Annotated in this window: 10 protein-coding genes; 7 read left to right on the top strand and 3 right to left on the bottom strand. The window is 60.1% G+C overall.

The window, feature by feature from the left end; all coding sequences use genetic code 11:
• Positions 1-84: 84 nt before the first annotated feature.
• The 7 genes from O3303_RS14075 to O3303_RS14105 all read left to right on the top strand — a co-directional run bounded on the left by O3303_RS14075 (position 85) and on the right by O3303_RS14105 (position 6087).
• Complete coding sequence (locus O3303_RS14075; RefSeq protein ID WP_269559033.1) at positions 85-828, top strand: DUF4241 domain-containing protein; 744 nt, start codon at positions 85-87, stop codon at positions 826-828.
• Between the two features lie 64 nt (positions 829-892).
• Positions 893-1834: a zinc dependent phospholipase C family protein gene (locus O3303_RS14080; protein WP_269559034.1), complete on the top strand. Its 942-nt coding sequence runs from the start codon at positions 893-895 to the stop codon at positions 1832-1834.
• 55 nt (positions 1835-1889) lie between these two features.
• Positions 1890-2261 carry a DMT family protein gene (locus tag O3303_RS14085; RefSeq protein ID WP_269559035.1) on the top strand — a complete coding sequence of 124 codons (372 nt, stop codon included), beginning with the start codon at positions 1890-1892 and terminating at the stop codon, positions 2259-2261.
• An 81-nt stretch (positions 2262-2342) separates the two neighbouring features.
• Complete coding sequence (locus O3303_RS14090; protein WP_269559036.1) at positions 2343-2663, top strand: CD225/dispanin family protein; 321 nt, start codon at positions 2343-2345, stop codon at positions 2661-2663.
• 25 nt (positions 2664-2688) lie between these two features.
• The gene (locus O3303_RS14095; RefSeq protein ID WP_269559037.1) at positions 2689-3084 is read left to right on the top strand and encodes a DUF2752 domain-containing protein; all 396 of its coding nucleotides are present in this window, start codon (positions 2689-2691) and stop codon (positions 3082-3084) included.
• 139 nt (positions 3085-3223) lie between these two features.
• On the top strand, positions 3224-3631 hold the full coding sequence (locus tag O3303_RS14100; protein WP_350356618.1) for an ATP-binding protein: 408 nt from the start codon (positions 3224-3226) through the stop codon (positions 3629-3631).
• Between the two features lie 194 nt (positions 3632-3825).
• Complete coding sequence (locus O3303_RS14105) at positions 3826-6087, top strand: patatin-like phospholipase family protein (protein ID WP_269559039.1); 2262 nt, start codon at positions 3826-3828, stop codon at positions 6085-6087.
• A 145-nt stretch (positions 6088-6232) separates the two neighbouring features.
• On the opposite strand, the gene O3303_RS14110 is transcribed toward O3303_RS14105, so the two are convergent.
• The 3 genes from O3303_RS14110 to O3303_RS14120 all read right to left on the bottom strand — a co-directional run bounded on the left by O3303_RS14110 (position 6233) and on the right by O3303_RS14120 (position 11874).
• Positions 6233-6994 (bottom strand): alpha/beta fold hydrolase, encoded by a 762-nt coding sequence (locus O3303_RS14110; protein WP_269559040.1) that lies wholly within the window; start codon positions 6992-6994, stop codon positions 6233-6235.
• A gap of 221 nt (positions 6995-7215) precedes the next feature.
• The gene (locus O3303_RS14115) at positions 7216-9645 is read right to left on the bottom strand and encodes a T9SS type A sorting domain-containing protein (RefSeq protein WP_269559041.1); all 2430 of its coding nucleotides are present in this window, start codon (positions 9643-9645) and stop codon (positions 7216-7218) included.
• Between the two features lie 528 nt (positions 9646-10173).
• Entirely contained in the window at positions 10174-11874 is a 1701-nt protein-coding gene (locus O3303_RS14120) for a T9SS type A sorting domain-containing protein (RefSeq protein WP_269559042.1), read from the bottom strand.
• Positions 11875-12385: the final 511 nt, after the last annotated feature.

A 12385-nucleotide genomic window follows, 5' to 3' on the forward strand; every position in this document is an offset into this window, starting at 1 on the left:
AAAATTCACTGTTTTTGCCCCATCCCTCGCTAAGCTTTTGGTCATCTACTCCTCGATTATCTAATATCCTTTTACCACTTCCCTATGCTTCATATACCGTATCTGATTTTACTGCTGCTATGGGGTTGCTCGCCGGCATCATCAAGCCCGATAAGTGGTCATGTCCCTACAATCAGCCGGGCTCCCTACGAAGTAGTTGCCGAGCCAAAAGCATTTGAAACCAGCTTCTTCCCTGGCACCCATCTTCTGCAGGACTCTATGGAAATACACCTGGAGCCGGAGTTTCTGGGTAACCTGGCTGTGCAGTCCGGAAAGCTCGTGGCAACTGATCCGGTGACCTTTCATGAGCAGGTAAAGCCCTTCGCCACTCAATTCCCGCGCGGACGGTTTCCAGTTGAATTGGCTATAGCCAGCCTTCATAACGACCACCGTGTGGCATTTGCCCGGATACTTTTTTCGGCCAACCCTGTAAAGAAATGGGAGTTAGCCTTGCTGCCCGGACAGAAACCGTTGCCATTGCGTAGCGAAGAATACTACGGATTTTCGGTGGATGGCGGCACAGCGCTATTCTTGGATGCCGCCAGCACAAACCGCTTCACCGCCCACCTGCGGCGCGACCGTAATGCCTATAAGGATATGTTCATTACCGGCTTTGAGAGCCAGTCTGAGCATCCCCGCAACGGATTTCTTTACGCTATTCGGCAGGACACGCTCGCCACGTTTTCCACCGGCTTCGGAGATGGGTTTTATGCTACCTATATTGGGTTCGATGACGACCATAAGCCCTGCCGCTTACTGATTGACTTTCAGATTGTCGAGTGGCAATAACCCTATCATCTTCGATTCTATGCGCAGTAAACGGGGAGGAGTTGTACTGTTAACGTTGCTGCTCTTGCTGCTACTACCCCAGCGGCCGCAGGCGTGGGGGTTTTTCGGGCACCGGCTGCTCAACCGGCTGGCCGTGTTTACGCTGCCGCCCGAAATGATGGGCTTCTACAAAACCAACATCGAGTACCTGACCACCAACGCCACCCGGCCCGACTCGCGGCGCTCGGTGGTGCCTGGCGAGGCCGCCCGCCACTTCCTCGACGTGGACGTGTACGGCGACTCGGCCCTCACCCGCCTGCCCCGCTCCTACGCCGACGCCGTGGCCAAGTACGGTGAGGACTCGCTGATGCGGCACGGCATTGTGCCCTGGCAGGTGGTGCGCATGAAGGGCCAGCTCACCGAAGCCTTCCGCCAGCGCGACGCCGACCGGATTCTGAGCCTCTCGGCCGATATGGGCCACTACATTGCCGATGCCTGCGTACCGCTGCACACCACCCACAACTACAACGGCCAGCTCACGGGGCAGCGCGGCATTCATGGGCTGTGGGAGTCGCGGCTGCCCGAAATCCTGGCCGCCAACTACGACTTCTTTACCGGCCCGGCGCCGTACCTGGAGCGGCCCTCCGAAACCATCTGGACGGCCGTGGCCCGCTCCAACGCCGCCGTCGACTCGGTGCTCAGCTTCGAGCGCGACCTGACGGCCAAAATGCCCGACGACAAAAAGTACGGCTTCGAGGAGCGCGGCAACGCCGGGGCCGTGCGCGTGTACTCGCGCGAGTTCAGCCGCGAGTACCACCAGCGCCTCGCGGGCCAGGTGGAGCGCCAGATGCGCCTGGCCCAGCGCCTAATCGGGGCGTTCTGGTACACCTGCTGGGTGGATGCCGGCCAGCCCGACCTCGACGCCCTGCCGAAGCAGCCCTCGGAGAAAGAGCAGCTGCGCCTGGCCCGTGAGACCAAAGACCTGCAGCAGGCGCCTCAGGCCGCCGTGCCGGGCCACGAGGACTAAGCCGCCAATGCAGCCATTTCTGCCGTATGCAGGCTTTTCCTTCTAGCTCTGCCCCATGAAAGCGCTGTCCACCGTTGTGCTGCTCACCATCTCCAACCTGTTCATGACCTTCGCCTGGTACGGGCACCTGCAGTTCAAAAAGATTTCGTGGCTGCAGGGGCTGGGGCTGGTGGGCGTGATTCTGGTGAGCTGGGGGCTGGCCTTTTTCGAGTACGTGTTTCAGGTGCCGGCCAACCGCATCGGGTTCGAGGAAAACGGCGGGCCGTTCAACCTGTTTCAGCTGAAAGTGATACAGGAGTTCATCTCGCTGTCCGTGTTCACGCTGTGCGCCGTATACGTATTCAAGACCGATAAGCTGGGCTGGAACCACCTCGTCGGGTTCGGGCTGCTGCTGGCGGCCGTGTACGTCATCTTTAAGAAATGGTGAGCGGCGGCGCGCGGAGTTGGGGATTGGAACGGGAATCTTTAGCTTTCCGCCATCTATCACTCTACTCCCTTTTCTTCCTGCATGGAACAATCCTACGCTTCGCCTTCGGGCATGTCGCCGCTGCCTCCCGGCCCACCCCCGAAAAACTGGCTCGTTGAGTCGATTCTGGTGACGATTTTCTGCTGCCTGCCCTTCGGCATCGTGGCCATCATCAACGCCGCCAACGTGAATTCACGTCTGGCCCTCGGCGACTACGCCGGCGCGCTCGACGCTTCACAGAAAGCTGGCAAGTGGGTGAAATACTCACTGATCGGCTGGGCCGTGTTTGCCGTGCTGTATGTGGTATTTGTGGTGGTGATGGGCGTAGGCGCCGGTATGCTGGGCGCGCTCGACAACCAATAGCCTCGTTTTGCCTACTACCCTTGCTATGCGGAGGGCCGCTGGCGCCGTTGTCCTGCTGGCAGGACTGGCGCTGGCGGCCCTTTACTTTCGCCTGAACCCGGCGCACTATCCCTTTCCGCGCTGCCCCGTGAACTGGCTGACGGGCCTGCACTGCCCGGGCTGCGGCACCCAGCGCGCTCTACACTCGCTGCTGCACGGCCGTTTGGCCGAGGCCGTGGGCTTCAATCTGCTGGCGGCCACGCTGGCGCCGCTGGTGGCCCTGGGGCTGCTGCACGAAGCCCGCCTGCAGCTGAGCGGGCAACCCCGCCGCCGCACGCTGCTCTACCGGCCGTGGCTGGCCTGGGGCATCGTGGGCCTGACGGTGGTATTCACAGTGCTGCGCAACACGCCCGGCCCGGTGGGGGCGTGGCTGGCTCCCTGAGCAGCGGCGAATCGGGCCTGAAAGCCACCTGAAGAAAAATTAATGTGGCCCTCAGCCTGGCCTCAGGTGCGGCAGGCGCACTGCCGCAGCACCTGGCCACTTCGTTCTCAATCAACTGTTAATAAGTCTCTTGGATCAGGTGCTGCCCCGTTACCAGGCCGCCGGCCGCCCCCTGCACCTGCACCTCGACGACACCGTGGCCAACTACACCGTGCCGGCCGACGCTGACAAGCTGCTGAGCGTGCTCCTCAACCTGCTCGAAAATGCCCTGCGCCACGCCCCGCAGGCCGCCGCCGTGCAGGTAGCACTGGGGCCGGCGCCTGCCGGGCCGGGCTGGCAGGTAGCCATCAGCAACCCCGTGGCCCGCAGCCTCGGCGACCTGTCGCGGCTCACGGCGGCCTACTACCAGGCCGATGTGCTGAGCGAAGGTGCCGGGCTGGGCTTGTGGCTCAGCAGCCGCATTCTGGAGCTGCACGGCAGCAGCCTGCAACTAGCAGAAAGCAGAGGCGTTTTCTCGGCCGAATTCATGCTGGCGAACATCGAATAATAAGTATTATTTATTTTCTATTCAGAAGCTTTGTGCGTAACTCCGCTGTAGCAGCAACCTGCCTTCCTGCTTTGCGTAGGAAACGCGCCGCCCCGGCGTGGGCCTCACTCATTTTTTATATGCGCAAAACGTACTGTTTTCTCCATTTTTTACTGATCTGCCTGTTAGCAGGCACCACTGCCCAAGCCCAGAAAGTGGGCCTTGTACTATCGGGGGGCGGGGCCAAGGGCCTGGCCCACGTGGGGGTACTGAAGGTGCTGGAGAAGAACCGCATCCCCATCGACTACATCGTGGGCACGAGCATGGGCGCCATTGTGGGCGCCATGTACGCCGCCGGCTACTCGCCAGCCGAAATCGAGGAAATCGTGCTCAAGCCCGAGTTCCAGAACTGGGTGTCAGGGGAGCCGCTGGAAGGCAAGGTGTATAACTACTACGACGGCGACTATAACCCCGCCGCCCTGCACCTGCGCCTGGCCATCGACTCGACGCTGAAGGCCCGCGTGACCCCCAAGCTCGTGGATGACGTGACGCTTAACTATGTGCTGGCCACCATGCTGGCGCCGGCCGGCGCCATTTCCGGCTACGATTTCAACAAGCTGCTGGTGCCCTACCGCAGCGTGGCCTCCGAGGTCTTCACCCGGGAGCGGGTGGTGCAACGCAACGGCTCCCTCTCCGATGCGGTGCGCAACTCCATGGCATTTCCGCTGGCCTTCCGCCCCATCCGGCAGCAGGACGGCCGCTACCTCTTCGATGGCGCCGTGGTGGACAACTTCCCCACCGGCGTGATGCGCGAGGAATTCAAGCCCGACGTTATGATTGGGGTGAACGTGGGCGACGTGGCCTTCAATAAATACCCCAAGGAAAAGGACGATGCCCTGCTGACCAGCACGCTGCTGTTTCTGGGTTCCAATGTGGCTGATACCGCCTCGGTGGGCAAGAATGGCATTTTCATCCAGCCCAACCTGGAGGGCATCACGGCCGCCGACTTCAACAAGGTGAAGCAGCTGCTGAGCCTGGGCGAGCAGGCCACCGAAAAGAAGCTGGACCTGCTGCTGACCCGCATTACGCGCCGCGAAGACACGCTGGCGCTGCAGCAGCGCCGCCGCGACTTCCAGGAGCGCGCCCCTAAGCCCGATTTCAAGCAGGTGAGCGTGCAGGGCGTACCCAAGCAGCAGCAGGAGTTTGTGCGCCGCTTCTTCCAGCGCACCGGCTCTACCTACTCGCCCGGCGACGTGGAAGAAGGCTACTACCGCCTCGTCAACAACGACTTCTTCAACAACGTGTACCCGCGCATCCGCTACGACAGCAAGCTGCAGGGCTACGACCTCAACCTGGACGCCCGCCAGAACTCCAACCTCACCACCGACCTGGGCGTGCTGCTCTCGTCGCGGTCCATGAGCAATTTCTACCTGGGCGCGGCCTACCGCTACCTCAACCGCTACCTCTACACCATCAAGGCCAATGCCACCATCGGGCGCTTCTACAACGGGGCGCAGGGGTCGTTTCGGGTGAGTGTGCCGGGCCGGGCGCCGATCTACTTCGAGCCTACTGTCACGTTCAACAACTTCAACTACCAGGATACGGGCGGTCTGCTGGGCAGCTCGGCCCAGAACACCCAGCTGCAGCAGCGCGACCTGAAAACCTACCTGCAGATCGGCTACAGCCCCAACTACCGCAGCCGCTACATCCTGAGCGGGGGCGTGTTCACGAGCCGCGACCGGTTTGCCAACACCAACGAAATCAGCTCCGGCGCCGAGCTGGACCAGAACCGCCTGGATGGCGCTACGGCGGCCCTGCGCTTCGAGCGCAACTCTCTGAACCGCCGGCAGTACGCCGTGAATGGCCGCCGGGTCGAGGTTGCCTTCCGGGGCGTGCTGGCCGAAGAAGAATACACGCCGGGCACCACGGCCAACGGCCTGCCGGGCCGCACCAAAGACCACCAGTGGCTGCAGGCACGGGTGTACACCGAGCAGTATTTCACGTTTCATAAAGTAGATTCGGTGGGCCGGCGGGTGCATGCCTGGGGCTACACCGTAGATGCCGTGGCTACCACGCAGGGCAGCTTTGCTACCTACCGCTCGTCGCTGACGTCGGCGCCGGCTTTCCTGCCCCTGCCCGACTCGCGCACGCAGTTCCTGGACCGCTACCGTGGCACCGCCTACGCCGCCGTGGGCCTGAAGTACATCAAGGCCGTTGCGGGCTCCTTGGAATGGCGCACCGAAGCCTATGTACACACGCTGTTCCGGCCCTGGGAGCGGGAAACCATCAACCCACTGCTTCCCCGCCGCGGCCCTACCATCAGCCGCCCCTACCTGACGGCCATGACCGGCTTCGTGTACCAAACGCCCGTTGGACCGGCCTCGTTGCAGGTCATTCACTACGATGACCCCGACCACCAGTTCGGCGTATTTGCCCACATCGGCTTCGTATTGTTCCGCGAGCGGGCCCTCGATTAGCGGAGTAGCAACACAACGGATATGACGCCATAGAACGTCATTCCGAGCGGAGCGAGGAATCTCGCGTGCTGACGCAGGAATAGTAATCCAACGTCAGCACGCGAGATTCCTCGCTCCGCTCGGAATGACGTTCTGCTTTTACTACCTAATGCGCCGCGCTAGCCCATTGCCGCACTTTCTCGCCAAACGCTCGTAGCAGCGTCGCCACCTCGTCGGGGGCTTCGTAGGGCAGCAGGTGGCCGGCGGCGGCTATTATTTCCAGCGGCGTGCCTTCAGGCAGCAGCGGCAGCGTTTCCAGCCCGTGCACCGACGGCGACATCACCGCGTCCTGGTCGCCGGCCAGGATGGTGCAGGGCACGCGCACCTCACACATCCGAGCCACCAGGTTTTCGCGGCTGCCATGCAGCAACCAGGCATCCCAGGCGGCTTTGGAGCTGCGCAGGTTGTCGGCGAGGATGTGCTGGCGCAGGGCAGGCGCCAGCGGCCGGGCGGTGATGTGCTGAAGCGTATTTTCTGCTTCGACGCGCTGGCCCCAGGCGTGCAGGCTGGCTTTGCGGTCGGCGTCAGTCATAGGCTCGGGCGTGGGCGGCGATGGGCTGAGCAGGGCCACGCCCCGCAGACCGGCCGGCTGCCGGGCCGCTAGGGCCAGCGCAATTTTGCCGCCCATGCTGTGGCCTACCAGCACGTAATCCGTCAGTTGATGCGCCGCCACAAAAGCGGCCACTTCGTCGGCGTAGGCATCCACAGTATAGCCGCCGGCTGGCGCCGGCGCATCGCCGAAGCCGCCCAGGTCGGGAGCTAGCACGGCGTAGTCGGGGGCCAGGCGCTCGGCCACGGCCTGAAACGCGCGGCCGGAACCGGCCCAGTAGTGGAGGTAGAGAAAGGTAAGTGGAGTGGCTTTCGGCATAGGAAACGGTGCTGAGAGAATAGTAGCAAACGGCCGCGGCCGCGCTGCCCCTGTATACTGCTGGCTGGCGCCGGCGTTGCTCAGGCCCATCTTTTCTGACCGACCTGCTGGCGGGCACAAGACAGGGGCCATGTATCCACAAAAAAATACCCGGCCCTGATGGGGCCGGGTATTCTGTTAGCCGAAAGCTACCGGGCTGCATTGGCAGCGGTAGCACCTCGCTATTTGGTGAGCACCAGCTGACGGATGGAATACTCCGAGCCGGACTGCACGCGCAACACATACATGCCGGTAGCCAGGCCCGACAGGTCGAGCTTGTTTACGGCGTTGTCCTGCACGGTAGCGCGGTGCACCACTTGGCCGAGGGTGTTGGTAACCTGCACCTGCATAGCGCCTTTGGCTTTGGCGTCGCGGATATCCAGCGTTACCTGGCCCTGGCTGGGGTTCGGGAACATGGAGATAGAGCGGGCCAGCGCCGGGCTGTTGTTGGACAGTACACGCGAGCTGAACCCAACCTCGATGCCGAGGCGCGTCTGGAGCGTCGTTGTGTTCACGTCTGACCAGGCACCGGCAGCGGTGGTCTGGAAGAAGAAAGTACCCGAGCGAAGGGGGTTTTCCACCTGATAGCCGATGGCAACGCCACCCGAAACTTCTCTCAGGCCAACGAAGAACGTACCGTTAACTGTCACCCCGGTTACAGGCACCGTCACGACACCCGCCGCCGTAGGACGGTTGAGAGTTGGTGAAGTGAAGACTACCGTGCCGGGCGTGCCCGTAGCGCTGGCATTCAGTATCACCACCTGATAAGTGGAGGTGGTCGTCGGGATGGCCAGGAAGTTCAGCTTCACCTCGCCGATGTTAGCCGACGAGTTGATGTTGTATTTCACGGCCAGGGTGCCGCCGGGAGTAGTGCTCGAAACACTAACGCTGGCCGTTACAGGCTGGCTGTCGTTGAGGTAAGAAATGCTATTGGCCGTTACCAGCTGCGCGAAGGTCTGCGTGTTGTTGGTATTCAGACCATCAGGCTGCAGCGTTACCGTGAGCGTATTGGCTCCGATAGCAGCCGGCGTGTAGCTCGTGAACGTTACGATAGCCGAGGCCCCTACGGCAAGGGTTGGAATAATTTTGGCATCTGCAAAAGTCGTGGCCCCCGTTACGTTCAGGGTCACGGGCACGTTGGTCAGAGCAGTGGAGCCGTTGTTGCGAATCACAGCCTGTACTACCTGCGGAGCAGATACCGGAGCCTTGCCAACCGAGTAGATAGCCTGTACTGCAGCATCGTTAGCTGGTAACGAGAAGGCACAAATACCGAACTGACCGGTTGGCGTGGTGCCGAAGCTCCACACGCGGGCGTAAATGGTGGAACCTGGCGTCAGGCCGCTGGCCGTCGTCGAGGAGAAGAGGCCGGTGGCGTCGTCGCTGCAGGCCACTTCCGTGAGCGTGCCGCAAGCACCCGTGTACAATACCAGGCCCGTATCCTCTACCAGCGAACCAGTAACGGCGCTGGTGGTTACCGTAACGGCACCGGAAGCCGGCACGACCATGCTGTACCACACGTCGTTGCTGACCGGCGTAGCGGCCACGAAACAGCCAGTGCCCGTGGAGTTGGGAGCCGGCACGCCCGTGGAGGCCGTGGCACCCAAGTTGGTGGTGGTGGTAGGCGTGCAGCTGGTGCCAACAGTCAGGGCCGTGGCCGTGGCGCAGTTATCATTGCCGGGGGCCACTACAGTGGTGCTGAACGAGGTAGTAGCAACAGGCGACGTCGTGCTGCCCGAGCAGTTACCAGTGATGGTTACGGTGTAAGCCGTGCCGGAGGTCAGGCCCGTCAGGCTGATAGGCGAAGCCGTGGGAGCTGGGGTAACGGTAGTGGCCGTGCCGCCCGCGGGCGTATACGTGACGGTGTAGCTAGTGCTGGCCGCCCCTGGCGTGAAAGCAATCTGGGCCGAGGTAGGCGTAATGTTGCTGACCGTAATGCCCGTCACGGGTGGGCAGGACAGCGGCGCGAGGCCCGTGAGCTGGATGTTGGGCCGCAGCAGGCTAAGCGTGCCGGCGGTGGTTGGCGGGTTGGTATCGGTGGCCCACAGCTGCGTGCGGTTGTTGCCGGTGCCGGTGGAAGAGTAGCGGAAGGCTTTCCCGGCAATAGGCTCGTTGCCGGCGCCAGTGGCATTGGTTTCCACAATTACTTCCAGGTTGGAAGTACCGTTGTAAGCGAAGGGCGCCGAAAGAGGCACGCTCACCCAGGTATCAGGCGTAAACGAAGCCGCCGGAATCGTGGCGTCATACACCAGCGTGGCCCCTGTTTCCTCGGCCGCTACCGTGGTGGCCGCCGCAAACGTAGCATTGGCAACGGTTTTGAGGTAGATTTTGGTGGGCGTTGCGCCGGGCGTTGCCACTGCACTCACATAGAACCCGACACGCGTAAGGTTGCCGCTGGTGCCAATTTCGGCTGCCGTGTAGATCATGGCGCTACGCTCGTAGCCAAAATACGTAGCCAAAGGGCGGCGCGAAGTTCCCCCGTTGGGGTTGCCGGCGGGCACTTCAATCTGCGCCCAGGCCGCAGGGGCCATTAAGAGGGCCGTAGCCAGGGCTACCAGCCGCGGCCGCAGCTTTGCAGAAAGCCAGCCGGTTGAGGAGTAATGAGTTGCCGTCATGCAGAAAAAGGAAAAGAGATGGATGAAAGGAAAAACGAGAAGTGTCCAACGAAACAGCCATTGTGCCTCAATGACGATTTAAGTTACCTTCTTTTCCTGCACTGCCAACTTTTTTCCTGTATTATCATAATGTAAAAATCAGAATACAGGGGAATATCCATATTGCCGATCCGCTATTGCTCTTCCCGAACCTATGTAACCAACCTGATTTCTCAACATTTTGACATACAGACGACTACCTGCTTTGCCTCCAGTTCATTAGAATGGGCACACACTATAACAGCGTGTGCTCATCCTGATGCTGGCCCAACCAACGAGGCCAACCCTGCTTCATCGGGGGGGCTGCTTCACCCACACCCCCCAAAGAAGCGGTAGAAACGCTTTTACCAACTCAGTATATAGACACAGGCCATAGCTTCCCGGTCGTTCTTTCCCCAAGTATTTTCAAAATTTCTATCAACAAAAGAGCCGGCCTCCCAAAGGAAAGCCGGCTCTTTTGTTGAGCAGAGTAGCTTAGCAGCCGACCCGTTAACGCTTGATTATGCGCTGAGTCTGGGCTTTGCCGGCAGGTGTTACCACGCGCAGCATGTAGGTACCGCTCTGCACACCCGACAGATCCTGCAGTTCCAGGTCGTTGGTACCGCTGGTCAGCTCTACGTTGCGTTGCAGCACCACGCGGCCCGTCAGATCCAGAAGTTGCAGCTGGCCCTTGCCGGCCGCCGCCGATTGCACCGTCAGGCGCACCTCGCTCTGGAAGGGGTTGGGGTAGGCTTCCATCCGGGCCTCAGCAGTAGCCGAGCCGGAGAAGCTCAGCACCTTAGGACCGTAGAAGTTCTCCTTGCCATCCACATCAATCTGGCGCAGACGGTAGTAGCGGATACCGCCTTTATTGGCTTCGGTGTCGAGGTAGCGGTAGCGCAGCAGGCGGTTGCTGTTGGCATCCTGACTCGGAATGAACGCAAGAGTGCGGAACGTGCGGCCGTCGGTGGACACTTGCACTTCGTAGCCGCGGTTATTCTGCTCGCTCACCGTTTCCCAGGTGATTTCAGCGTTGGTACCGATGCGCTTGGCCCCGAAAGCCGTGAGCGTAACCGGCAGCGGCTCCGTAGCCTCACTCAGCGTGAAGGTGGCAAAGGAAGTGATGTTGCTCTTTGTCAACTCGTTGGTGGTGGTATTGATATTGTCGCGGCCCAGCTGGCCGAACACGTCACCTGACGAAGTCGATACGAACAGGGCCAGATCTTGCTCGTTTACCGTCTGGGAGTTAGGGTCCAGGTTGGTCGTTTCGTTGTTGAGGTAGCGGAACACCATATTAGCACGCAACCCGCCGTTGTTGGTTTGCTGGTCAGCCGGACGGACCCCAAATACGCGGCGGATGCTAGGGTTATTGTTTGCACCGTTATTGATAGTAGCGTAGTTCCCACCCGTGTTGCGGGTTATCGTTACTACACCAGGATTGTTAGGGGCAAGGAAGGTCATAGTCATACCGATGTTGCTAAAATCCTGCGGCACACCCAGTACCACCCCCTGCGAAGTTTTGACAATACCCCGCAGATAGGAGGTTTCGCTTTCACCCAGCAAACGGGCAGCGGGAACCGTGGCAACACCTGTCCCAGCCGAGTTAGCCAACTCTACGAAAGAGGTGGTTACGCTGGAAATGTTGGTGGTGAGAATGCCGTTGATAAAACGCAGGGTGCCACCAGGCTGCACTGCGAAGTTGGAAATCAGAGTCTTCACACCGCCGCCATCAATTTCCACGTTTACCAACCCAGATGCCGAACCACTAATGGACTGAGCGGTACCGGCAAAGCTAATGGTGGTATTTTCGCGCTGAATGAAGCTATCCTGCAGGTTGCTGAAGTCACGATACACTTCCAGACGGCCTACTACTAACCGTGCAATAGAGCGTCGCAATTGGTCGGTACCGCGCATGATAAAGTCACGGGTTTGAGCCGGGCCGGAGGTTGAGTTATTATAGCCGGGTACTGTCGTGATAACAGTAGAGAAAGTACCATCCGGGTTCTTGATACTGGTTGGTACTTGCGTATCCGGTTTGATGGCGTTGCTGTAGATGTTCGGATAGGAAACCGTGGAGCCGGAGGGGAAGTCGGGAATGGTGGCGTCCGTAGTGGCCGTAGGTACGCCCTGCGTCCAGTTGGCGGCGTCAAACCAGTTGTCGTTCTTGCCGCCGGTCCAGGTCGTGGACGTTGGAGGCTCTGCTGGGCGCACACCTTCTACGGTAAAACTAGCAGTGTAGAAAGTTTGTGGAGGATCTTCTTTAGTGAAAGCAGCACCAGTTGTTGAATTACGGCCGTTAGCACTAAATCTGACGTCCACAAAATACCTTCCTGCCGGCAATACTGTATTAGGAGTTAGCCCTGCCAGAAGGTTGATATTCGATGTGATATTCGAAAAAGTTTTAGCTCCGTTGGTGTTATCAGTCAGCGGTAGATTGATGGAGCGGAGTCCACCGGTGAATGTGGCACCACTGGCGTCCGATACCTCGTAGAAAAGCAACCCACCACGGACGACATCCGGAGCAGTTTCAGTAGTACGAAGAGTACCACCATTGAGTACTAGGATCGTGTTGAAGTTGCTTACGTTGAAAACACCAAGGTCCTTTGTATCGAATCCTTGTGGCAGCGTACCACCTTGGCCAATGAAAGCTTCATTGCCATTGCCACGGTCAATAATGATAGTGGAGCCGGTAATGCTGCTGTTAGCCTGTGCCTGCGCCGTG

The sequence above is a fragment of the Hymenobacter canadensis genome (assembly GCF_027359925.1).
Lineage (GTDB): Bacteria > Bacteroidota > Bacteroidia > Cytophagales > Hymenobacteraceae > Hymenobacter > Hymenobacter canadensis.